Source organism: Pantoea sp. alder81 (assembly GCF_020179835.1).
Classification (GTDB): Bacteria; Pseudomonadota; Gammaproteobacteria; order Enterobacterales; family Enterobacteriaceae; genus Pantoea.
On the sequence record NZ_JAIUDA010000009.1, the window covers coordinates 208,003 to 232,317 of the forward strand.

The following is a 24,315-nucleotide window of genomic DNA, read 5'->3' on the forward strand; positions in this document are numbered from 1 at the left end:
CTCATAAAATGGTGGGTTAAATAAGATTATCGCTAATCAAATCGTGCAATTTTATTATTCATTCATTTGACTAAAACGCAGGCTACCGCCCCTGGCTTACAGCTACCAGAGTACTGACTGCATGTTTGTGGCTATTTTTGGCGCAAAGAAACCGCGCTGCACTCAGATGAGTTCAGTTAAATATCATGTGGTTATATGACTATCCATTTTGAAAGCAAGATGGCGCTTAACGCATTAACCGCAACGCCAATAAAAAGCGCCAATCATCAATATGCCATTCAATATGATTAAAATCGGTGCAGCTTACTGATTTGTCTCGCACCACAAGGAATGCCGGGCGGGATTGAAAAGGTGCATCTTTAGACGGCCTTCTCAACGAACGTCACGACATTAACGATGTTTGCTGTATGCCCTGCCATTTTATTATCACGGTGCGTCTTTCACCGTTCGATAATGGCAAGTGGCGTTAATTCAACACAGCTCTCGCAGCTGGGTTGCAATGGGCTCAGGGCCCTAATTTTGCGATCTGATTCAAACTTTTAACCGCATTCTCACCAGACAGCGTTATAAGGTCAATGGCCTACAGGCCAATACGGAATTTACTTAGCTAAAAGTTGGATAACGTTGAATGGGAAAGATTAGCGCGGATGAATTGGTTTTCAGAAAATTGATTAGGGCGGCAACCACATACTGTTAGGAATAATAAGATTGAAATGGGTTTACAAGGCCACAAATCGCTAACACCTTGTTCTATAAGTTAACCTGCTAATTATCCGATCGAATTAAACAGTAATGAATCTTGAGATAAGATCGGACCTACTATATTTAGTAGTCAGTAACTCAAATCTACGTAAAAACCCTTCCCAGACTCTCCTGGCAATTTCTTTATCAAAATTAAGCCAAACAAATAGCACAAAACACTATAAATTTAAGCGAAGCGCAGCCAAAAGGGATCACTTACCTCAAATGTATTTTTAAAGAATGGGGTGAGATGCCGATAATGCATACAGTGAATTTTGGCAGTGAGACCGAGCATGATCAGCCTTCAAACCAACGTTGCAATCAACATCCAGCCTGAAAATAATCCATAAAACGAGTCGCATGCTTTCTACAAACAAAAAAGGCGAGGCCGCAGCCTCGCCAAATGGGTTGGATCTCAGTCGTAGTAAGGCAGTTTACGGTCAACGCCGTTGATATTAACTAATACAAAGCCCGTCGGCGTTGTCGCATTAGTTGGCGTGCCGGCAGCAGTGGCGACCGTCAGTACGCCCTTCTCATTAGCACCAATTCCTGCCAGCCCGTTGTGCATGCCGAAGCGGGCGGCCGGTTTCAGCGTGCCCAGCGTGGTGGTATCCGTCACCACTGAGAGATCGGACTGGAACAGCGAGCAGGAGCCGCTATCGAATCGCGTTGGGCCAGTGTTTTTCAGGTTCAGCATGGTGTCACCGCTGTTGGCTTTTAGCTTCACCCACACCACGGCATAAGTGGTGCCGACGCGGTTGTAACGCATATCCAGGATCGCGGGCTGCCCCATATGAAAGGCATCCGCCCAGACGGTTTCCAGTCGTTGCAGATTGATCCAGGTTTTACCGCTACTGGCCACGTTAACCGGCGTGCCTGCTGTTCCAGTGGGCTGGGTGGCATCGGCTTTCCCAATAAACTCCATCACCCACTGCTGGTTCGCATTAGGGAAGAACAGCTGCCCCAGACGATACCAGTTGTCGGTAGCGGTGTTATTGGTGATTTTGTAGCCGCTGTAATAGCCGGCACGCAGCGATCCGGTGAGGAAACTGCCGTAACTCTCATCGCGGCGATAGCCATACTCAAAGGTAGAAAGCCATCTGCCGGCTACCAGATCGTTCGACACTTTCGCGCCGGATTGCAGGTTAATCTGGCGCATCACTACGCGTGCATTATTGAGGTTGAAAGGGTTACCGCAATCCTCAATATTGAGCGTATCAATGGTCCAGCCACCATCCGACAAATCACCCGGATTACGCGTATGCTCGATCCACACATTGCGCAAAATCCCCTGGGTACAGCGCGGCATATACAACGTGGCATCGCCATAGCCGGTCTGGAAGTTACAGTTGCAGATTTCAATCGCGGTGGAGTGATCCCACGCGCCATTCGGTGAATTTGACCAGCCGACATCAAATACGCGCGCATAGGTGTAGAGGGTGTAAATCTGGTCAAATTTGGTGTCCAGCGTATCCAGCACTTTAATCACCGTACCGCCGTTATTCTGCGCGCGGAAACAGTAGATATTTACCGTGGTGCCTTCGATACAGGTATTTTCGAAGAACGGCTGCACGTTGCTGCACATGGCCGCAGTGATCGTGCCTTTGTTGGTGGTGATATCGGCCGAAGCCTGACCATTCCAGGCAATGCCTCGGATCGAGGTGCGGCGCGCCTTCACCTTAAATACCGGGTTGGCACTTTTATCTGAAATGATGGTGGTGCGCGGTAGAGAACCCAGCTCAACATCATCGCCCTGCAAGCCAAAGAAGGCATTGTCTGTGGCGCTGATGTCGATCGGATTGATTAAAAATTTCCCTCCCGGAAAACGCACCGGCAAATCTTTGATATTACCGCTGTAGGTTTGCGTCCATGCCAGCATGCGCGTAAAGGAGTCGGTGTCGTTGGCGTAGCCATCCCCTTTCGCACCAAAGTGGTAAACGTTGATGTCGGACGGATCGTTAATCACACGTTTCCAGTAAAAGCCGTTACCCACCGCCAGCGTCCCGCCGTCATCCGTGGCGGTAGTGGTGCCGATAAAACCGGTAAAGTCACCGCCACCGTGGAAGGTAGAGTCCGCGTTGTAGCGGCGTAGAAACGCCAAATCGCCGTTTTTGCTGGGAACGGTAGTACGCAGTTCAGCATAAGAGTTAACTTCGATCATCATAGCCTCCTCGGCCTTTTCAGGTTTGCAATACAAGTGTGGGAACAGCGTTACTGCGCCGATGGGCCGCAGTGCTGATCCCAGAGATCGTTGTGGTTGTTGATGGCGCGCACAGTGCGAACATCCATCCGTTTGGCGTCATTGCCGTGGGTGTAAATCGGGGAAAAAAGCGTACAAGCAGAGTCGATAACGACGGGGGATTCAGGGTTGGTTGTATTTCGAGTGCTGCAGCTTGTCGCGAGCAGCAGCGTCATCAAGGTTAAGATTGCTGGCTTCCACACGTTTAGCCTCCTCGCGCAGCTGTTGCTGCTGCTGGTTTAACGCGACAGCCTGCACTGCCGCTTTGTTTGCGGATTCCACCTCTGATTTGGCTTGTTGCTGCACCTTGCCAATCTTTCTGCCACCGAAGTAGCTGGCAACCAGAGCCGCAACAATGCCCGCCAGCGCAGCCAGCCAGTGCCAGCTGCTGCCAAGCAGTGAAGTGATAAGCGTCATGGTTTCTCCTCCAGCGTTTTGCGCTGTTCAATCAAGGTTTTCTGCCGGACAAACTGCGCCAGAACGCCCATCGCTACCATGAAGGCTCCAATCAATCCGAGGTAGTTGTGAGGAAGAATGTCTTTGATGTCCTGAGGCAGTGCATTCCAGGCATCCAGTGCTGATGAAGGAAAGGATTGCGCCCAGGCACTGAGCATCGATCCCAATGAGGCCAGCCACACTGACCAGGTTTTGAACAGCAGTCGCGCATGCTTAACGAACTCCAACGTGGTAAAGCGCTGGAGCAACAGCAGCACAATCACTGCCGCCAGCACCGCGATGACAAACATCATCCATCTCATGTTCATAACAGCCCCCGATAAATGTCGTAGCTGCCGCTGCGCATCACCTCGGCGTGACGTCGTGCACGCCCTGGCGTCTGCCGTGCCCACAAGCTGTCGAGCATGGCATTGGCCGCGCCATTGAAGTCGCCCTGGGTGATGGCACTCAACATGCTGCGAAACATCGCCAATCCGTCGACGCCCAATTGATACGCCATGCTGATCAACACATCACAGCGCGCTTCACTGCACTTACTCAGCGCCTGCTGCACCAAAGCACGCTGGTTCATCTCCAGCACCTTGTTTTCCACAATGCACTGCTTCCACACATCGCCCACACGGCGCGGGACCTGGAAGATATAGTTGCTGAGTGAGGCCCCTTTCGGCCCGATGCGGATACCGCCAGCAACGGTAGGAAAGCCCTGCGTATCAAGGTAGGGCGCCTCGCGGTAGCCCTCTTCAAAATTCAAAATGGCAATAATCTGGCTCATAGCGATTCCTCTTTGACGGGCGCAACGGTCAGTAAATGACTGCGCAAATGTTCAAAACATAAATCTCACTGATCTATCCCCCATAAAGTGGCAACGCGTGACCCGCGCTACGCTCAAGCGAGGCTAAACAGTGAGCAATAACGAAACGTTCCGCTTAAAGCTGGGAATACCACGTAGGGTTTAACGCACGGCGTACAAATGGACATGGGGCAAGCAGCAGTTATCAAAGCTTTCGCGTTCGGCCTGGGATCGGGTAGGTGCCATAACTGCACAGTCGACTCGCGACTGCGTCTGGCGCTGGCAAATACGTTCTGCGGTACGTAGGGTTGGAATATCGGGTTCAAGGCCTAAGGCGCTGTCGATACTGCGCTTCAGGCGGCTAAGTGACTGGCGGCGTCGGTGACGGCGGGTACGCGCGTTACCGGTGAAAACTGACTTGCCATACTGGATAATCGCCATAACTCCTCCTGTGAATGAGTCTTTGGCGATGGGGTGGCAGGCGCGGCGTATCGGCTGAAGCCGACACGTCCGTTATTCCACTGCATGCACTCGACATCAGCCCGCCCGGCTGCATTCGCGGCCAGGGATAAGCAGAGGAGAGTGAAGTCAGGGGAGAACTGACGACGCTGCAAAATGCGCATCCACCCCATCCCAAAATCCACTGACTTTGGGTGGTGGGTATCGCGCTTGTGCAGCGCCTCAATTGTTTAAGAGCGGGCTCATCCGAGAGCAGTGATGTCGTCCTTCCATGCTCAAATTATTAACAGGATCTAATGCATTGGCAAACACCAACAGTTAATTTTTTATTTACCGTTAGTTAAATTTATGATTTCAGCCAGAATATTTTTTTACCCGCTGAGCGCGTTTTGTGGTCAACCCAAAATCTGGTAATCACGGGCCTGGCTCATGATCACTCGCGCCACAACCTGCAGTGACGCCGCCTCGTCCAGCGTTAAGTACCAGGTCTCATAGCGCTTGTTATCAGAGATGACTGCCACCTTCCTGTGTTGCAGTTGCAGACGTTTGAGGTAAAGCTGATCGTCCAGCGTAAACAGATAAATACCGTCCCCCTCAAAACGATGCACGCTGATATCCACGAACAGTTGATCACGTGGCGCGAAGGTACCGGCCATTGAATCATTGTTGAGCGCGATCAAGCGGATGTTCTCTGCCGGGCGGCCGTTAAACAGCACGCGCGCCTCATCCAGCCCATACTCAATCGCCTGAATGGTTTCGACCAGTTCATCACGCGCAGCGATGCCCTGGGCACTCCGCTGCCCAATATCCAGACTTTCGACACGGAAAAGAAGCTGTGGGTCAATGAGCGAGTGCTGGCTGATTGTGGCATCGGGCTGCTCCATACCGAACTGCAACCACTCCACGCGGACATCCAGTAACTGGCTGAGCGCCAGCAAATTGCTATCATCTGGAATGGATTGAGCGTTAAACCATTTCCAGACCCCCGGTGTTGAGATCCTGCATCCCCTTGCCTGCAGTGCCTGTGCAACCTGTTTGTTTCGTCCATGTCCGACAATTCCCGCGCTGTCACACGCGGCAATCAGCCTGGCAGTAAAAGCTTGTCTAATACTCTCTTTTTTAACCATCAGTTAATAATCTGCCATCAGTTAAAGACTGAATGTTATTTTCATTTTTGCTACCAGTTCATTTTATATTACCGTCAGTTTACTACCCAACAGCTTTTATCAATGAAGCTGGATGATCATTATCCTCTTCGACTGGGTGGAAACCAGCAATGAATGCCCGACAGCTTGTTCTGACAGGGGTTTTCAGGATTGTTCTGTGACGCTGATACCAGCACCTAAAGCAAAAAATGGGTGAAAAGGCTCGGCGGCGCCATAGATGACAGAAATAAATCTAAAAGCTCTGGAAATAATTGGATCGAAAGCAAAAAAAATGGGCACCAAAGTGGTGCCCATTATGTTGCGGAAGTGAAAATTAGCTGCGCAGCGTATCGTCGCCCCAGCCAATCCACTTGTAGGTGGTGAGCGCTTCCAGTCCCATTGGACCACGCGCATGCAGCTTCTGCGTGCTGACGGCCACTTCGGCGCCCAGACCGAACTGCCCGCCATCGGTGAAGCGAGTACTGGCATTCACATACACGGCGGAAGAATCGACCTGATTCACAAAGCGGTTGGCGTTGCCAATGCTACGCGTCAGGATGCCATCCGAGTGCTGCGTGCCGTGCTCGCGAATGTGGGCAACCGCATCGTCGAGATCCGCCACCAGCTTGACGTTAAGATCGTTGGATAACCACTCATCGTCATACTGTTCAGTTTTCACCGCCACCACGCTGGCCGGGCCGTTTTGCAGCAGCGACAGCACGTTTTCATCGCCGTGCAGCGGGATGTTTTCCTGCGCCATACGCTGCAAAAATGCAGGAATAAAGCGCTCAGCCTGTTCGCGATGAATTAGCAAGGTTTCCAGTGAATTGCAGGCGCTTGGACGCTGTTTTTTCGCATTAACAATCACCTCCAGCGCGGGCTCAATATCCATGGTTTCATCTAGATAGAGATGACACACACCGATACCGCCGGTAATCACCGGAATCGTCGAGTTTTCACGACACAGCTTATGCAGCCCTGCTCCGCCGCGCGGAATCAACATATCGACGTAGCGATCGAGCTTCAGCAGTTGGTTAACCAACTCGCGATCCGGGTTTTCAATCGCCTGCACCGCACCTTTCGGCAGACCATGTTCGCTCAGCGCGTTTTGAATCACGCGAACGGTTGCCGCGTTGGTGCGATAGGTCTCTTTGCCACCGCGCAGAATCGCCGCATTGCCGGTTTTCAGACACAGGGAAGCCACATCTACGGTGACGTTAGGACGCGCTTCATAAATCACGCCAATCACGCCCAGCGGCACGCGGCGACGTTCAATGCGTAAACCGCTGTCCAGCACGCCGCCATCAATCAGTTGTCCGACCGGATCGGCAAGACGGCACACCTGACGCACATCGTCAGCAATGCCTTTCAGGCGCTGTGGATTGAGCGTCAGACGATCCAACAATGCCGCGCTCATGCCATTCTGGCGAGCATCGGCCAGATCCTGCTCGTTAGCCGCCAGAATGTCGGCGCTTTCCGCTTCCAGGCGATCGGCAATCGTCAGCAGCACCTGATTTTTTTGTTCGGTGGAGAGTTCTGCTAGCTTGTACGACGCTGCACGCGCCGCTTTTCCCATTTCTTCTAACATTATCTGCTCCTTAACTGACGATCATGTCGTCACGATGCACCGCAACCGGGCCATATTCGTAACCGAGGATATCGCTGATTTCCTGGCTGTGATGACCAGCAATCATGCGCATGGCATCGCTGTTGTAACGCGTCACGCCGTGGGCGATATCACGCCCCTGCAGATTACGAATGCGGATCACTTCCCCACGAGAGAAGTTGCCCTGCACTTCACGCACGCCTTTCGGCAATAGTGAACTGCCGCGCTCTAATACCGCAGCCAGCGCACCGTCATCAATCACAATTTCGCCAGCCGGTGGTGCACCGAAGATCCAGCGCTTGCGATTCTCCAGCGGGGATTGCTGTGCGTGGAATCGTGTGCCGACCGGCTTGCCATACAGCACGTCGCTGATCACATCCGGGCGGCTGCCTGCCGCGATGATCACATCAATACCGGCGCGACAAGCGACGTCAGCGGCTTGCAGTTTGGTCGCCATGCCACCCGTGCCGAGGCCAGAGACACTGCCACCGGCCAGCGTGCGCAACGCATCATCAATCTGGTGCACATCGCTGATCAGCTCAGCTTCCGGGTTGGTGCGTGGATCGGCCGTGAACAGGCCTTGTTGATCGGTCAGCAGCAGCAGTTTATCCGCGCCACCGAGCATCGCCGCCAGCGCAGACAGGTTATCGTTGTCGCCCACTTTAATCTCAGCGGTCGCCACGGCATCATTCTCGTTAATCACCGGCACGATATGGTTGTCGAGCAGTGCACGCAGCATGTCTCGCGCGTAGAGGAAGCGCTCACGATCTTCCATATCCGCACGCGTCAGCAGCATCTGGCCGATATGAATCCCGTAGATGGAGAACAGCTGTTCCCACAGTTGAATCAAACGGCTCTGCCCCACCGCAGCCAGCAGCTGCTTTGAGGCGATGGTAGGTGGCAGTTCGGGGTAACCCAGGTGTTCGCGTCCGGCGGCAATCGCGCCTGAAGTGACGATAACGATACGATGACCCGCCGCATGCAGTTGCGCACACTGACGAACCAACTCCACCATGTGCGCACGATTCAGCCGACGTGAACCGCCGGTGAGGACGCTGGTACCCAATTTGACCACTAGGGTCTGACTGCCACTCATGTTTTTCCTGCCATGTAAGAAAAAAATTCTGCGAAGGGACGTTTTATCAGGAGTCAGCGAGGAAGCCAACAGCAGCAAGGGGAAAAGCACAAAAATCCCCTGACAATGCGGTAGACCAAAAGTTCGCGATTAACAAGAAATCAGAAAAACTGTCATAAAACTTTCATCACCAATCGGTAAAAAGTCCCCTGTTTTACAAACCCTTTCAAGGGTACAACAAATTTTACTCATTGGGATTGATAGCAAATGAAGAAGAGCACACTGGCATTAGTCGTATCAGCGCTTGCACTGGCTTCCACCGCACACGCCGCAGAAGTTTATAATAAAGACGGTAACAAACTGGACTTCTACGGCCGCGTTAAAGCTGAGCATTACTTTAGTGATGCCGCTTCAAACGACGGTGACAAATCTTACGTTCGTATCGGCTTCAAAGGTCAGACCCAGATCAACGATCTGATGACCGGCTACGGCCAGTGGGAATACCAGTACAACGTCAACAACTCTGAAGGTTCTGACGCTAACTCAGGCAACAAAACCCGTCTGGGCTTTGCCGGTCTGAAATTTGGTCAGTACGGTTCATTCGACTACGGTCGTAACTACGGCGTGCTGTACGACGTTGAGGCATGGACTGACGTATTCCCTGAGTTTGGTGGTGACGGTACTGCGCGTACTGATAACTTCATGACTGCTCGTGCGACTGGTGTTGCGACTTATCGTAACAGCAACTTCTTCGGTCTGGTTGATGGCCTGCGTTTTGCGCTGCAATACCAGGGTAAAAACGACTCTACCAGCGCTAACGCACGTGGTAGCGCCACTGACACCTCTCGCCAGAACGGCGACGGTTACGGTGCGTCACTGGGCTACACCATCGGCAGCACCGGTATCAGCCTGATGTCAGCCATCACCTCTTCTGACCGTACCAACCAGCAGCAAGCTCGCGCTTACGGTTCAGGTGATAAGGCAGATTCATGGGGCGCAGGCATCAAGTATGACGCTAACAGCGTTTACCTGGCCGCAATCTACACCGAAACCCGCAACATGACCCCAATCAGCGGCACCAACTCAGTGACCGGTTTAAGCGTGTCAGGTGCAGCAAACAAAGCACAGAACATTGAATTGGTTGCACAGTACCAGTTCGACTTCGGTCTGCGTCCGTCCATTGGTTATGTTCAGACCAAAGGCAAAGATATCGAAGGGATCGGCGATGCTGACCTGGTTAAATACATCGACGTTGGCGCGACTTACTACTTCAACAAAAACATGTCTACCTTCGTTGATTACAAAATCAACCAGCTGAACGACGACAACCGTCTGTCACTGAACAATGACGACATCGTTGCTGTAGGTCTGACTTACCAGTTCTAAGTAGTTAGCTTTACCCTCAATGTGTCTATAAAAAAAGAGCCGGCTCATCACCGGCTCTTTCTTCTTTTATCAATCTGGCAGGCATTACAGCCGTGCGACTCTATTGCGTACTTAAGCGCTGAGCTTCACTGGCTCTTCTTTAAAGCCCGATGCAGGTTTGAGATCCAATTTCAGATCCTTCAAGACCGCTTTCAGACGCTCATGGAAGTTACGCAGCGTACTCTCCACTCTCTCGTTATTCTCTTTGCCTTTGATGGTTGCCACACCCCAGTCACCCTCTTTATCAAACAAACCAAAGTGGTATTCATAGGTGAAATGGTCTTCGTGCGCTTCCAGCGTCATCCACCAGCCCCAAAACTCACGCAGTTCAGGTGCAGGTTTAACGTTGACACACGCCGCCAGGCAATCGAAGAAGAAACGCTGTTCTTCGCATTTTCCTTCACGGATGTACGGCCCCAATTCGGTGAAGCGTTTAAGCAGGCGACTACGGGGATGACCACTCGGTAACGTCATGCTAATTCTCCCTCAAATAAACCGTAAATTGTTTCTCGTCACGCGATTCACGCGCGCAACGCAAAATATCCCGGATATAAGTAGTAGCAGAGCGTTGGATTTTTGCCAGTCATACACCCAATTGTTTTGCCAGCCAGTCGCAAATTTGATTTAACGCCTTCTCAAAGCTCGAGAACACCGGCGTGGTCGGAATAGCCAATACTTTGCCCTGGGCGGAGGAGTTAGCTATCAGCTGCGCCTCTTCTTCCGGGCTGAACAAATCACCCGGCCAGTAAGCCGCCAGCATCGGCGTGGGCGTGCGGCGCCCCAGCAGGCCCTGCACCTTCAATGAATAACGATTGAGCTCAATGCGCAGGTTGCTGTCAGACGCGGAAGGCATCCCCAGACGACTGGCTAGCATGTCCATGTACATGTCCGGCAGTTGCTGCTGGCGTTGCTCATCCACAAACACGTTGTGCACCATCGCGCCCAGTGTCGCGACCGCACGCAGACGCGGGACTTCCAGATAGGCTAATCGGGTGGCGACATTGGCGCCAAAGCGATAACCAAACAGCGCAACGCGCGTGTGATCAACCCACGGCACATTGCTCAGTTCACGCAGCACCTGCTGGTGAAGCTGACTGGTGTCCTGGTTCAGCTTCCATTTGCTGCTGAAGCCCACGGAGGGCATATCCAGCGTCAACATGGCGATGCCACGCGGCGCCAGATAATCGTGGAACAGGCGATAGTGATCGCTTTGCAACGAATCCAGACCACCGCACAGCAGCACAGTAGGATAAGGGGCTTGAGCTTGCGCAGGCATATGCAGGAAACCGGTGACCGGGCTACCGCCGCTGATTTGGAAGGTCAGCGCTTTCAGCTCACCCGGCAGACGCTGTGTCGCCTCTTCATATGCCCGGTTTGCCAGCACCTGTGCCTGATCGGCCAGATCATCGCCTTTGATATAAGGATAGGCGGCAATACTGTAGAGATTGGATGCCCGCATCCACTGATGCCCGGCTTCCTCGTGATCTTCATTTTCCATCGCGCGCTGTTGCCACAAGGCGGCCTGCTTCGACCACTCATAGTTCCAGTTGCCGCCACGATAGCCAATCACCGTATCAAGTTGGGTGTCATCGGTGTGCTCATACTCACTGATGGCAATGCGTGCCAGCACTTCGCTGATCTCCTGCGGTGTCAGGCCGCGCCACGTCCACAGCAGCTTGTTGAGCATGCGATACCAGCAAGGTTGGGTATCCCCTTCGAGGGTGTTGTGCACCTGAACCGGATGATGGTGCTGACGATGCACCAGAGAGGAGGTTTCCGGGTGTTTAAAGCGGGGCTTAAAAAGCTCTTCGCTGAGGTTTTTATCCGACATCTTAGACGTTCTCCCGCGATAGTCGCATAGATGCCTAAGAGTGTACTGCACCCGCATGCTGGGTGCGAGGCGTAGAATGCACAACGCCCGGCATAACCGGGCGTTGTTTGCGTTGCATCAATCAGCTTTTGACGATGGGTGGGATGTAAACCACGCCCATGTCCCACGGCTGTTCAATCCAGGTGTTCTGCGGAATATCGACAATGTAGTCGTCCACCAGCGCACGGCCAGCCGGTTTAGCAAAGATGGTGCAGAAACGCGCTTTTGGATACATATCGCGAATCGCTTGCGCAGTGCCGCCGGTATCCACCAGGTCATCAATCACGATGAAACCTTCACCGTCGCCTTCCGCACGCTTCAGCACTTTCATTTCGCGCTGATGATCGTGGTCGTAGCTTGAGATGCACACGGTATCGACATAGCGAATACCCAGTTCACGCGCCAGCAGCGATGCCGGAACCAGACCACCGCGGCTTACCGCAATGATACCTTTCCACTGTTCCACAGGAAGCAGGCGCTGGGCCAGTTTACGGGCATGGATCTGCAACATGTCCCAGGTGACGACGTATTTTTCGCTCATAAAAGAAATCCCGACCAACAATAGTTGGTTTAAAAAATAGACAAGGGGGAAAAGGTTGCGCGAGATTATAAGGATCTGACGCGTTAAAAACCAGCATCTGTCGCACTGGATGCAGGATTTTAGCGCGCCTGAGTACGCACCCGGTGAAAAACAGTGATATTCTCAGCCACATCACGTCAGATGTGCTGACGGCGATCTTTCACTGGAACCCGGCGTGCGAGCGGTATGTCCGCCGCGCTGACACAGGAGATGCATTGTGTCTGAATTGTCGCAACTTTCCCCCCAACCGCTGTGGGATATTTTCGCTAAAATCTGCTCCATTCCACACCCTTCTTATCATGAAGAAGCGCTGGCTGAGCACGTGGTCAGCTGGGCAAAAGAGCAAGGCTTGTGGGTTGAGCGCGATCAGGTCGGCAATATCCTGATTCGCAAACCGGCCACTGCGGGCATGGAAAATCGTACCCCGGTCGCGCTGCAGGCGCACCTCGACATGGTGCCGCAGAAGAATAACGACACGGTACACGACTTCACTAAAGACCCGATTCAACCTTACGTTGATGGTGAGTGGGTCAAAGCGCGCGGCACCACGCTGGGCGCAGATAACGGCATTGGTATGGCTTCTGCGCTGGCCGCGCTGGCGGATAACTCGCTGATTCACGGCCCGTTGGAAGTGCTGCTGACCATGACGGAAGAGTCCGGCATGGACGGGGCTTTTGGTCTCCAACCAAACTGGCTGCAGGCCGATATTCTGATCAACACTGACTCGGAAGAGGAAGGTGAGATCTACATGGGTTGTGCAGGCGGTATTGATTTCATCACTACCCTGCCATTAAGCCGTGAAGCGATTCCTGCCGGCTTTGAAACCCTGAAGCTGACGCTGAAGGGCCTGAAAGGCGGTCACTCCGGTGCCGACATTCATCATGGTCTGGGCAACGCCAACAAGCTGCTGGCGCGCTTCTTCGCGGTCTACGCGCAGGAACTGGATGTGCGTCTGATTGAGTTCACCGGCGGTACGCTGCGTAACGCGATCCCACGTGAAGCCTTTGCCACGCTGGCCGTCGACAGCCATAAAGTGGACGCCCTGAAATCGGCTGCGGCCCATTTCCAGGCAACCCTGCTGAACGAGCTGGGCATTAAAGAGAAGAACATTGCATTAACTACCGAGCCACTGGCACATCAGGGTCAGGCGCTGACCACTGACAGCCGCGACCGCTTTATCAATTTGCTGAACAGCACCCCGAACGGTGTGATCCGCAATTCTGATGTGGCCAAAGGCGTGGTGGAAACCTCACTGAACGTCGGTGTGGTGACCATGGATCAGGATAATGCTGAAATCATCTGCCTGATTCGCTCACTGATCGATACCGGCAAAGATTGGGTGGTGGAAACCCTGACCTCACTGGGCCAGCTGGCTGGCGCAAAAACCGCACCGAAAGGTGGCTACCCAGGCTGGCAGCCCGATGCCGATTCGCCAGTGATGGCGCTGACGCGTAAGACCTATGAAGCGCTGTTTGGCAAAACGCCAAACATTCAGGTGATTCACGCGGGTCTGGAGTGTGGTCTGTTCAAAAAGCCATATCCGAACATGGATATGGTGTCGATTGGGCCAACCATCACCGGTCCGCATTCACCGGATGAGCAGGTGCACATCGAGAGCGTTGGCCTGTACTGGAAACTGCTGACCGCACTGTTGAGCGTGGTGCCAGAAAAGGCGTAAGTTCGCGCTTTGATTTAAGGAACCAGGCTTCGGCCTGGTTTTTTTACGCCTGTGATCTGCAGACATAAGAGGTTGCTTACAAATTTAATGCCGTTGTTGATTGGGCGTACACTTCAGGGGGAAAACCGCAGGTAGCACATTCAGCTACTAATATCCCTTTCTATCCCCCTAAATCACTAGCGCTAAGGGTTTCCTCAGGTTTAGCCGCCGTTACGCCCAGATGTCTGGATGGCTAATAAGATTTCGTGCTAGCTTATGCGCTTTCGTTTGTTGCCCAGCGTTATGGCTTCAGAAAAAATGCCACCCACTCTCTTAATGAAAGGCCTGCCCCATGAGTGCGATTAACCGCCTGGAGATGCGTAATATCTCCATCGCTTTTGGCGGTTTTGCCGCACTGACCCAGGTCGATTTTCTGACCGAGGGCGGATCGGTTCATGCGTTGACCGGGGCCAATGGCGCGGGAAAATCCACGCTGATGGCGGTGCTATCCGGCGCGCACCATCATTACAGCGGTGAAATTCTGCTGGATGACCAGCCAGTCTCGATTCGTACCCCACGTGATGCCAAAAAGCTCGGTATTCATCTGGTGCAGCAGGAAGTGGATGTAGCACTCGTGCCGCAGTTAAGCGTGGCGGAAAACATCCTGCTCGATCAACTGGCAGAACCTGGCCATGTTTATAGCTGGCGCGAGATCCGCCGTCAGGCGCGTGCCCTGCTCAATCAGCTGGAAGTGAACATTGATGTTAATCGTCTGGTGGAGCGCTGCTCGCTGGCGGAGAAACAACAAATCCTGCTGGCCCGCGCCCTCTCCCATCACTGCCGTTTTCTCATTTTGGATGAACCGACCGCGCCGCTGGATCAGCATGAAAGCGAGCGTCTGTTTACCGTGGTGCGTCGCTTGCAGAGCAACGGCATTGGCGTGGTATTCATCTCCCACCGCATTCACGAGCTGAAAGCCATCTGCGATCGCCTGACCGTGCTGCGCGATGGCCGTTTGATTGAGAGCTGCCCAATGGCGGCCCTGAGCGGCGAGCAGATCGTTGAGAAGATGCTGGGGCATCAGCTGAACGATGTTTATCCACCCCGCCGTGAGCGCAGTGAACAACCGCTGCTGCTGTCAGTGGAAGGTCTGCACGATGACCAACTGCTGGCGGATATTTCTCTGCACCTGCGCAAAGGTGAAATCCTGGGTATTGCCGGGTTAGCGGGCGCGGGGAAAACCGAACTTTGCAAGGCGCTGTTTGGCGCGAATAAAAGTCGTGTGGAAAAAGGCGAACTGCACGGCAAACCGTGGCGACCGCGCTCTCCGCACGATTCGGTTGAAAACCGCATGGCGCTGGTGCCAGAAGAGCGTCGTAAGGAAGGCATTTTCATCGATGAACCGGTGAGCATGAACCTGAGCGTCAGTGCCGACAATAGTTTTTCCCGCTGGAGCCTGTTCGGTCATCGTCAGGCGTGGCGCTGGGCCGAAGAGGTGATTCAACGCCTCAACGTGCGCACCACCGGCCCGGCGCAGATTCTGCGTCGTCTTTCTGGTGGGAATCAGCAAAAAGTGGCGATAGGAAAATGGCTGCGCAATAACGCTGACGTGCTGATCTTTGATGAGCCAACCAAAGGCGTCGATATTAAAGCGAAAACCGATCTGTTCAGCCTGATTGACGGTCTGGCGCGTGAAGGCAAAGGCATCATTTACGCCTCTGGCGAGTTTTCCGAACTGGTCGGCTTATGTGACCGAATTTGTGTGCTCTGGGATGGGCGCATTGTGGCAGAAATGGAAGGTCGTGAGGCCACAGAAGAGATGCTATTGCTTTATTCCACCGGAGGAACCCCTGCGTGAGCAGCAAAGAACTATCCCTGAACCCGCAGGTTTCTCTGCGTCATAAATTATTCGATTTCCTCTATAAATGGGGCATGTTGCTGACTGTGGTAATCCTGATCGCCGGGTTTGGCCTGGCGTCGGATAGCTTCCTTGAACCGACGAACATCATCAACATCCTGCGTTCTATTGCCATCGTCACGGTGATTGCGATTGGCGTGTCGATTTCACTGACCATCGGCGGCTTCGATTTGTCGGTGGGATCTACCGCTTCGCTGGCCAACGCGCTGGTGATCTCACTCTTCGTCTGGCACGGCTTCGGCACCACCGAAGCGATCATCATCACGCTGCTGCTGTGCACCCTGGTAGGGCTTCTCAACAGCTTCCTGATTGTGATTCTGCGCATTCCCGACATGCTGGCTACGCTGGCAACCTTGTTTGTGATTCAGGGCGTGGCGATGACTTACAGTTTCGGCGGTTCGATTACCGAGAATATGGTGATGCCGAGCGGCGATATGGCGGAAGGGACCATTCCGGCGGCGTTTGGCCTGCTGGGTCAGGTTCCGACCATTGTGATCATCATGCTGGTGGTGACGATTGTGGCACAGCTGGCGCTGTCATTGACCAAGCATGGCCGTCGTATGTACGCGTTGGGTGGCAATCCAGAAGCCGCACGCCTTTCCGGTATCCGCACCACGCGCTATCGCGTACTGGCCTATGTGCTGGCGTCACTGCTGGCGGGATTAGGCGGCATTCTGCTGGCATCGCGTATTGGCTCCTCACAGGTCAATGCTGGCAGCGGTTATTTGATGGATGCCGTTGCCGCGGCATGGATTGGCTTCTCGCTGGCCGGTTCCGGCAAACCTAACGCGCTCGGTACGCTGGTGGGCGCAGTGATTCTGGGTGTGTTGCAGAACGGGCTGGTGATGTTGTCCGTGCCTTATTACGCCATGGACATTATCAAAGGCCTGGTGCTGGCTCTGGCCCTGGCGATTACCTACATTCAGCGCCGTTAAGGCGCGTTTACTGAGAAAGAGAACATAATGAAAAAAATTACCCTTTCGCTGCTGGCGTTAAGCCTGCTGAACGCCAGCGCTGCCTTTGCCGATACCGTTACCCCGGTACCTGCAACGATTGCGAATCATGAAGGTCCGGTGCGCATCGCCATTATTCGTAACCTGGGTTCAGACGATAACACCACCCAGTTTATTGCCGGTGCCATTCAGCAAGGTCGCCAGTTAGGCTTTAAAGTCAGTACCTTTCTGAGTAACGGTGATGATGCGCGTTTCCAGGACTTCGTTAACCAGGCGATCAGCCAGAAGTACGACGGCATTATTCTCTCTCACGGCAAAGAACCCTACTCCACCGCCCTGGTGCAACACATTGTGGATGCAGGTATCAAACTGTCTGTGTTTGATACCCCGGTCAATACCCCGATCAATGGCGTGACCGTGACCGCGCAAGATGATGCTTCGCTGGCGCAGGCGTCACTGGGTCAGCTGATCAGTGATTTCCATGGTAAAGCCAATATCATCAAACTGTGGGTGGCAGGATTCCCGCCACAGGAGCGCCGCCAGGTGGTGTATGAGAAGCTGCTGAAAGAGAACCCAGGCATCCACCAGCTGGAATCCATTGGCGCGGTTTCTACCGATGTACAGGGCGACACCGCCAACAAGGTGGGTGCGATTCTGGCGAAATATCCAAAAGGCAAAGTGGATGCGATTTGGGCATCATGGGACGCATTCAGTCAGGGTGCCTATAAAGCGCTGCAGGAGAATGGTCGTACTGAGATCAAGATTTACAGCATCGACGTGTCCAACCAGGATTTGCAGTTGATGCATGAGAAAAACAGTCCATGGGTGCAGACGGTCGCGGTCGATCCAAAAACCATCGGTGCGGTGAATATGCGCCTGGTGGCGAATAAAATCGCGGGTGAAGCCACACCGGCGAGCTACGAGTTCAAAGCGTCTTCCATTTCGCAGCAGTTACTGAATAGCCAGCAAGGGGCCATTAACGTGGCAACGCTGAACAAGATTATTCCGGGCTGGGGTGTGAACAACGATTTTGTGGCACCGTGGTTTGCCACGCTGGAAGCGAAGTACGCTAAGAAGTGATTTAGCTACCGAGTGTTGCACCCTGAAGGGGCATCAAGCCGTCATGCTGGTTAGCTAAGCCAGACTCAAGAAGAGCTGCCGTTTTTACTTTGGCAGCTTTTTTTATGCGTATCAGAAATGGCCTGCGCGGATCTTTGCATCTGAAAGACAGAACACTCGCCGCTGACCCGCATCACGCTGTTTAATCCGCCGCGTTTACCAACCCAACACCAGCTGCCGCTCCAGTTGGGGATCCACCAGCGTCACATGCAAGCCCACCAGTCGCACGCCGCGCCCTGCACGCCGCTCATCCCACGCCTGCTGCGCCACCGCGATCATGTCGTCCTTGTTCAGCACCGGCCAGACATGTTCCTGCGTGGTCTGCTGGAAATCATTAAATTTGAGTTTTACGCCCTGACGCGCGATCTGCTTGTCCGGTCGAATATCGGTTAATCGACGATCCAGCTCGGCATACAGGAAATCGATGATCGCCAGACACTGCTCCCAGCTGTGGATGTCTTCCATCAGCGTGCGTTCAACACCCAGCGATTTGCGTTCGCGCTCCACCACCACATCCCGCTCATCAATGCCGTTACTGCGCTCCCATAGGATGCGACCGAATTTACCAAAGCGTTTCAGCAGTAGCGCCAGATCGGCACGCTGCACATCGGCACAGGTGCGCAGCCCCATCTCTTCCAGCTTTTTCGTTGCGACCTTCCCTACGCCGGGAATCTTACTTAACGGCAGCGTCAGTAAAAAGTCCGGCATCACCTGGGGTGTAATCACATATTGCCCGTTGGGCTTATTCAGATCGGAGGCGATCTTGGCGAGGAATTTGATCGGCGCAATGCCAGCAGAGGCGGTTAATCCGGTTTCACGCAGGATATCGGCACGGATTGCCTGCGCCATCAGCGTCGCTGAGCCCTGACAATGTTCACTGTCAGTCACATCCAGATACGCTTCATCCAGTGAAAGGGGTTCTATTAGTGGGGTATAGCGCGAGAAGATATCGCGGATCTGACGTGACGCCTCTTTGTAGGCGTCGAAGCGTCCGGGTAGTAACTTCAGATGCGGACAAAGCTTGAGCGCCATTGCTGTCGGCATCGCACTGCGCACGCCATATTTACGCGCCGGATAGTTGGCCGTGCTGATCACACCACGCTGCACCCGGCTGCCGCCAATGGCAATAGGGATATCCGTTAATGAAGGATCGTCGCGCATTTCAACTGCCGCGAAAAAGCAGTCCATATCGACATGAATGATTTTGCGCATACGCCCTCCGAATACTGGATAAGTATACAGCACAAAGAAAGTTCGGCAATATATGTCGAGCGACGAATTAAAGTTTACAAAAATCTGGTCGTAATCCCTTTAGGAATGCACCATTTTCACGGACACTGTCTTGATTAAACCTCAGACAATGTTAATGTTGCGCTGCGGTAGCGGATATTTCCGATAATGCAATATCTGGACGCTCAGCGTCATCGTCTCTCTTCACTTCAAGGTACACACAGAATGGGCAGAATCGCATTGTTGCTTGCGATGATTCTTATGCCAGTCCTTAGCTGGGCCATTTCACCAGAGCCAACCCAACCGTCGGCGCCGGTGAGCAAAGAGTTAAAGAAACAATTACTTGGTACCCCTGTTTTTATTCAGATTTTCAAGGAAGAGCGTACGCTGGAACTGTACGGCAAAATCGGTAATGAATATCGTCTGCTGGACAGCTATCGCATTTGTAATTTCTCTGGCGGTTTAGGGCCTAAACGTCGTCAGGGCGATTTTAAAAGTCCGGAAGGGTTTTATAACGTTAAGCTGAACCAGTTAAAACCGGACAGCCGTTTCTACCGCGCGATCAATACCGGATTCCCGAATCAGTACGATCGTGATAAAGGTTATGACGGCAACTATTTGATGATTCACGGTGATTGCGTATCGATTGGCTGCTACGCCATGACCAATGCATCGATGGATGAGATCTTTACTTACGTTAATGCTGCGCTGCGTAACGGCCAGCAGGATGTTCAGATCAACATCTATCCGTTTCACATGACCGACAGCAATATGCAGCGTCATCGCTACTCAACGTACATTAACTTCTGGCGTGAACTGCAGCCGGGTTATGCCTACTTTGAGAAGTACCACGTGCCGCCAACGGTTAACGTGACGACCACAGGTCAATATGCGGTGAACAGCACGCCGGTGATCTCCACACCGGATGCTGCCTCGAAGTCATTCCTGGCGCTCACCCAGGCAAAATAATGCCCACTCGCCTGGCACTATCCGGTGCCAGGTTTCATTCCCAGTCAGCGGCTGTGTCGCAATCACCGTCACCACATCTTTTGGCGTGGTTTGCTGCATAAAATCAATTTCCACATCCTGATCGAGCAATTTGGCTTTGCCAAACGGCGCACGGCGTGTGATCCAGTAGAGATTGGTGGAACAGAACGCCATCAGATAACGGCCGTCCGACAGCAGCATGTTAAACACGCCCTTCTCGCGCATTTCAGCCGCCAGCTCAGCAATGTAACGAAACACCGCCGGCCAGTTACCCGGTGTGCGCGGATAGCGCTCAGACAACTTATGCAGAATCCAGCAAAAGGCTTTCTCGCTGTCCGTTTCGCCTACGGGACGAAACTGCCCGGTCTCCAGCTGCTTGTAGCCTTTCAGCTGTCCGTTGTGCGCGTAGGTCCAGTTACGTCCCCAAAGCTCACGGGTAAACGGATGGGTGTTTTCCAGTGACACTTCGCCGCGGTTTGCCTGGCGGATGTGCGCCACCACGGAATGCGATTTGATCGGGTATTCCTGCACCAGGCGGGCAATGGGTGAGTTAAAGCTGGGCTGCGGATCTTTAAAGGTGCGGCACCCTTTTCCTTCATAGAACGTGATGCCCCAGCCATCTTTATGCGGCCCGGTTCCGCCGCCACGCTGCACCAGACCGGTAAAACTGAAACAGATGTCCGTGGGGACATTGGCGCTCATCCCGAGCAATTCGCACATAGCAACCGCCTTAAGTCAGAACCTCCCGCGATGGCGGGAGGAACGCGTCATTACTTAACCATCTCTTTTTCGACCAGCAGCATCAGGATGTGAATCACTTTAATGTGAATCTCCTGGATGCGGTCAGCGTAGCCGAAATGCGGCACGCGAATTTCGATATCCGCTGTACCTGCCATTTTGCCGCCATCTTTACCGGTCAGGGTAATCACTTTCATGCCTTTGGCACGTGCCGCTTCGACGGCTTTGATGATGTTCGCTGAATTGCCTGAAGTTGACAGTCCCAGCAGCACATCACCTTCACGGCCGACCGCTTCGAGATAACGCGAGAACACATAGTCATAGCCGAAATCGTTACTCACGCACGAAAGGTGGCTGACATCAGAGATGGCAATCGCCGGGTAGCCAGGACGATTTTCACGGTAGCGACCGGTCAGCTCTTCAGCAAAGTGCATGGCATCACAGTGAGAACCACCGTTGCCACAGGAGAGCACTTTGCCACCCGCTTTGAAGCTATCTGCCAGCAAGACTGCCGCGCGCTGAATCGCGTGAATGTTCGCTTCGTCACTCAGGAACTTATTGAGCGTATCGGCTGCTTCATTGAGTTCTGAGCGAATAATGTCCTGATACATAGGGATGTCCTTTAGAGGAAAGATTTACCCTGCAAGTTTAACGGAATGGGACAAAGCCGCAAAGCGCCCGCATCGGGGAAAAATGCACAGGCTTTGCCGTTCTTGCTCTGTTGGTGTTCAGAGAGTGCGATTTTGTGAGTTCCGTTGTAATTGCGATGTAAACAGATTGCTAAAAAGCAGCCACTGCTCTAAACCTTACTTTATAACAGGTCAGACCTCTTACAACTTACGGAGCGGTTCATTATGTTGCTTGCCTCGATTATCGCGACGCTAATTTTGATTAGCGCCCTCTTTTACCATCAAGTTTCGTTGAAACTGAGCAGTGCCATTTTGCTGCTGTGGACAGCCGGGCTGGCTGCTGCGGGCTTGTGGACGCCATGGCTGCTGCTGCCGCTGGCGATCATCCTGCTGCCTTTCAATCTGCCTGCCATGCGTCGCAGCATGTTCTCCAAACCGGCGCTGCACAGCTTCCAGAAAGTGATGCCGCCGATGTCACGCACGGAGAAAGAGGCGATTGATGCCGGTACCACCTGGTGGGAAGGCGATCTGTTTCGTGGCAAGCCAGACTGGCAGAAGCTACATAACTATCCGCAGCCGCGTTTGACAGAAGAGGAGCAGGCCTTCCTTGAAGGTCCGGTGGAAGAAGCTTGCCGCCTGGCGAACGATTTCGAAATCACCCATGAGCTGGCCGATTTGCCGCCGGAGCTGTGGGCTTATCTCAAGCAGCATCGCTTCTTCGCCATGATCATCAAGAAGGAGTATGGCGGTCTCGAATTCTCAGCCTATGCCCAGGCGCGCGTGCTGCAAAAACTGGCGGGCGTATCCGGGATTCTGGCGATTACCGTGGGTGTGCCGAACTCACTCGGTCCGGGCGAACTGTTGCAGCATTACGGCACCGATGAGCAGAAAGATCACTATTTACCGCGCCTGGCTCGCGGCGATGAAATTCCGTGCTTCGCGCTGACCAGCCCGGAAGCGGGTTCTGATGCCGGTGCGATTCCCGATACCGGCGTAGTGTGCATGGGTGACTGGCAAGGCCAGCAGGTGCTCGGTATGCGCCTGACCTGGAATAAGCGTTACATCACGCTGGCACCGATTGCCACCGTGCTGGGCCTGGCGTTTAAACTCTCCGATCCCGATCACCTGCTGGGTGATACCGAAGAGCTGGGCATTACCTGTGCCTTGATCCCGACGCAAACGCCAGGCGTCGAAATTGGCCATCGTCACTTCCCGCTTAACGTCCCGTTCCAGAACGGCCCGACTCGCGGCAAAGATATCTTTGTGCCAATTGATTTCATCATCGGCGGCCCGGCGATGGCCGGTCAGGGCTGGCGGATGCTGGTGGAATGTCTCTCTGTGGGACGCGGCATCACCCTGCCTTCCAACTCAACAGGCAGCCTGAAGAGCATTGCGCTGGCTACCGGTGCTTATGCGCATATCCGTCGTCAATTCAAAGTCTCTATCGGCAAGATGGAAGGGATTGAAGAGCCGCTGGCGCGTATTGCCGGTAACGCTTACGTGATGGATGCCGCCGCCACGTTGATCACCAGCGGCATTATGCTCGGTGAAAAACCGGCGGTGCTGTCGGCCATCGTGAAGTATCACTGTACCCATCGTGGCCAGCGCGCCATTATTGATGCGATGGATATCGCCGGCGGTAAAGGCATTATGCTTGGCGAAAACAACTTCCTGGCGCGTGCTTACCAGGGCGCACCGATCGCGATTACCGTGGAAGGCGCTAACATCCTGACGCGCAGCATGATCATCTTTGGCCAGGGCGCGATTCGCTGCCATCCGTGGGTACTGGAAGAGATGAACGCCGCTGCGAAAAACGACCTGGTGGCCTTTGACCGTGCCTTGTTCAGCCATATCGGCCATGTGGGAAGCAATAAAGTGCGCAGCCTGTGGCTCGGTTTAACTGGCGGCCGCACCAGCGCGTCGCCAACCCGTGACATCACCCGTCGCTACTATCAGCAGCTGAACCGTCTGAGCGCCAACCTCGCGCTGCTATCAGATGTTTCCATGGCAGTGCTGGGCGGTAGCCTGAAACGTCGTGAACGCATCTCAGCCCGTCTGGGTGATGTGCTGAGCCAGATGTACCTGGCCTCTGCCACACTGAAACGTTATGACGATGAAGGCCGCAACGAAGCCGATCTGCCGCTGGTGCATTGGGGCGTGCAGGATGCGCTGCATCAGGCTGAAGTAGCGATGGACGATCTGCTGCGTAACTTCCCAAATCGTTTAGTGGCTGGCGCACTGCGCATGGTGATCTTCGCCGGTGGCAGACATTGCCCGGCGCCGTCTGACAAACTGGACCACAAGCTGGCGAAACTGCTGCAATTGCCTTCTGCCACCCGTACACGCCTCGGTCGCGGCATGTATCTGACGCCAAGTGAACACAACCCAGCCGGTCTGCTCGAGCAAGCTCTGCAGGATGTGATGGCGGCAGAAGTGATTCATGAACGTCTCTGTCAGCAGCAGAAAAAACATCTGTCGTTTACTCAACTGGATCTGCTGGCACAGCGTGCACTGAAGGAGGGCTGGATTGATGAGAGCGAAGCCAAAGTGCTGACGCGCGCAGAAGCCAGTCGTCTTAAAGCCATTAACGTGGATGAGTTTGTGCCAGAGGCGCTGGCCTCGCCGAAGCCGCAAGAGAAAGGCGCCACGCGTGCCAGTGAAGCGGCATAAAACAAAAAAGCCTCCTGATGGAGGCTTT

21 protein-coding genes are annotated in these 24,315 nt (G+C 53.7%); 7 read left to right on the forward strand and 14 right to left on the reverse strand.

Features of this window, described 5'->3' with window-relative positions:
- Positions 1–1,156: 1,156 nt before the first annotated feature.
- The 8 genes from LBW88_RS21830 to proB form a co-directional block, all read right to left on the reverse strand.
- Complete coding sequence (locus tag LBW88_RS21830) at positions 1,157–2,902, reverse strand: amylovoran biosynthesis protein AmsF (protein ID WP_224934206.1); 1,746 nt, start codon at positions 2,900–2,902, stop codon at positions 1,157–1,159.
- 201 nt (positions 2,903–3,103) lie between these two features.
- Positions 3,104–3,397 (reverse strand): hypothetical protein, encoded by a 294-nt coding sequence (locus LBW88_RS21835; RefSeq protein ID WP_224934207.1) that lies wholly within the window; start codon positions 3,395–3,397, stop codon positions 3,104–3,106.
- Positions 3,394–3,738 carry a hypothetical protein gene (locus LBW88_RS21840; RefSeq protein WP_224934255.1) on the reverse strand — a complete coding sequence of 115 codons (345 nt, stop codon included), beginning with the start codon at positions 3,736–3,738 and terminating at the stop codon, positions 3,394–3,396. The genes LBW88_RS21835 and LBW88_RS21840 overlap by 4 nt, the downstream gene beginning before the upstream one ends.
- Positions 3,739–3,740: 2 nt before the next feature.
- On the reverse strand, positions 3,741–4,208 hold the full coding sequence (locus tag LBW88_RS21845; RefSeq protein WP_224934208.1) for a glycoside hydrolase family protein: 468 nt from the start codon (positions 4,206–4,208) through the stop codon (positions 3,741–3,743).
- A 180-nt stretch (positions 4,209–4,388) separates the two neighbouring features.
- On the reverse strand, positions 4,389–4,667 hold the full coding sequence (locus tag LBW88_RS21850; protein ID WP_224934209.1) for a hypothetical protein: 279 nt from the start codon (positions 4,665–4,667) through the stop codon (positions 4,389–4,391).
- Between the two features lie 413 nt (positions 4,668–5,080).
- Positions 5,081–5,812 (reverse strand): S24 family peptidase, encoded by a 732-nt coding sequence (locus LBW88_RS21855; protein WP_224934210.1) that lies wholly within the window; start codon positions 5,810–5,812, stop codon positions 5,081–5,083.
- 352 nt (positions 5,813–6,164) lie between these two features.
- Positions 6,165–7,418, reverse strand: coding sequence for a glutamate-5-semialdehyde dehydrogenase (gene proA / locus LBW88_RS21860; RefSeq protein ID WP_224934211.1), 1,254 nt, complete (start codon positions 7,416–7,418; stop codon positions 6,165–6,167).
- A gap of 10 nt (positions 7,419–7,428) precedes the next feature.
- Positions 7,429–8,532, reverse strand: a complete 1,104-nt coding sequence (gene proB, locus LBW88_RS21865) for a glutamate 5-kinase (RefSeq protein WP_034825331.1) — start codon at positions 8,530–8,532, stop codon at positions 7,429–7,431.
- Between the two features lie 246 nt (positions 8,533–8,778).
- On the opposite strand from proB, the gene ompC reads away from it, so the two are divergent.
- The gene (gene ompC, locus LBW88_RS21870; RefSeq protein WP_224934212.1) at positions 8,779–9,897 is read left to right on the forward strand and encodes a porin OmpC; all 1,119 of its coding nucleotides are present in this window, start codon (positions 8,779–8,781) and stop codon (positions 9,895–9,897) included.
- Between the two features lie 111 nt (positions 9,898–10,008).
- On the opposite strand, the gene crl is transcribed toward ompC, so the two are convergent.
- The 3 genes from crl to gpt all read right to left on the reverse strand — a co-directional run bounded on the left by crl (position 10,009) and on the right by gpt (position 12,347).
- Positions 10,009–10,410 carry a sigma factor-binding protein Crl gene (gene crl / locus LBW88_RS21875; RefSeq protein ID WP_224934213.1) on the reverse strand — a complete coding sequence of 134 codons (402 nt, stop codon included), beginning with the start codon at positions 10,408–10,410 and terminating at the stop codon, positions 10,009–10,011.
- 109 nt (positions 10,411–10,519) lie between these two features.
- A complete protein-coding gene (frsA, locus tag LBW88_RS21880) occupies positions 10,520–11,767 on the reverse strand; it encodes an esterase FrsA (protein WP_224934214.1) in 1,248 nt (415 codons plus the stop codon).
- A gap of 121 nt (positions 11,768–11,888) precedes the next feature.
- Positions 11,889–12,347 carry a xanthine phosphoribosyltransferase gene (gpt, locus tag LBW88_RS21885; RefSeq protein ID WP_007887137.1) on the reverse strand — a complete coding sequence of 153 codons (459 nt, stop codon included), beginning with the start codon at positions 12,345–12,347 and terminating at the stop codon, positions 11,889–11,891.
- A 256-nt stretch (positions 12,348–12,603) separates the two neighbouring features.
- Between gpt and pepD the strand changes: the two genes are divergently transcribed.
- From pepD to LBW88_RS21905, 4 genes are all read left to right on the forward strand, one after another.
- Positions 12,604–14,064, forward strand: a complete 1,461-nt coding sequence (gene pepD, locus LBW88_RS21890) for a beta-Ala-His dipeptidase (RefSeq protein WP_224934215.1) — start codon at positions 12,604–12,606, stop codon at positions 14,062–14,064.
- A gap of 331 nt (positions 14,065–14,395) precedes the next feature.
- Complete coding sequence (locus LBW88_RS21895; RefSeq protein WP_224934216.1) at positions 14,396–15,901, forward strand: sugar ABC transporter ATP-binding protein; 1,506 nt, start codon at positions 14,396–14,398, stop codon at positions 15,899–15,901.
- A complete protein-coding gene (locus LBW88_RS21900; protein ID WP_166933644.1) occupies positions 15,898–16,896 on the forward strand; it encodes an ABC transporter permease in 999 nt (332 codons plus the stop codon). The genes LBW88_RS21895 and LBW88_RS21900 overlap by 4 nt, the downstream gene beginning before the upstream one ends.
- Positions 16,897–16,923: 27 nt before the next feature.
- A complete protein-coding gene (locus tag LBW88_RS21905; protein ID WP_224934217.1) occupies positions 16,924–17,994 on the forward strand; it encodes a sugar ABC transporter substrate-binding protein in 1,071 nt (356 codons plus the stop codon).
- A 195-nt stretch (positions 17,995–18,189) separates the two neighbouring features.
- Here LBW88_RS21905 and dinB read toward each other — a convergent pair whose 3' ends face one another.
- Positions 18,190–19,245 carry a DNA polymerase IV gene (gene dinB / locus LBW88_RS21910; RefSeq protein WP_224934218.1) on the reverse strand — a complete coding sequence of 352 codons (1,056 nt, stop codon included), beginning with the start codon at positions 19,243–19,245 and terminating at the stop codon, positions 18,190–18,192.
- A gap of 243 nt (positions 19,246–19,488) precedes the next feature.
- Between dinB and dpaA the strand changes: the two genes are divergently transcribed.
- Positions 19,489–20,232 carry a peptidoglycan meso-diaminopimelic acid protein amidase gene (gene dpaA, locus LBW88_RS21915; RefSeq protein WP_100702183.1) on the forward strand — a complete coding sequence of 248 codons (744 nt, stop codon included), beginning with the start codon at positions 19,489–19,491 and terminating at the stop codon, positions 20,230–20,232.
- Here dpaA and LBW88_RS21920 read toward each other — a convergent pair.
- Both LBW88_RS21920 and lpcA read right to left on the reverse strand, forming a co-directional pair.
- A complete protein-coding gene (locus LBW88_RS21920; RefSeq protein ID WP_034825349.1) occupies positions 20,203–20,970 on the reverse strand; it encodes a class II glutamine amidotransferase in 768 nt (255 codons plus the stop codon). The genes dpaA and LBW88_RS21920 overlap by 30 nt on opposite strands.
- Before the next feature lie 50 nt (positions 20,971–21,020).
- Positions 21,021–21,599 (reverse strand): D-sedoheptulose 7-phosphate isomerase, encoded by a 579-nt coding sequence (gene lpcA / locus LBW88_RS21925; protein WP_224934219.1) that lies wholly within the window; start codon positions 21,597–21,599, stop codon positions 21,021–21,023.
- Between the two features lie 243 nt (positions 21,600–21,842).
- Here lpcA and fadE point away from each other — a divergent pair, with 243 nt between their 5' ends.
- The gene (gene fadE, locus LBW88_RS21930; protein WP_224934220.1) at positions 21,843–24,287 is read left to right on the forward strand and encodes an acyl-CoA dehydrogenase FadE; all 2,445 of its coding nucleotides are present in this window, start codon (positions 21,843–21,845) and stop codon (positions 24,285–24,287) included.
- The last annotated feature ends 28 nt before the right edge of the window (positions 24,288–24,315 follow it).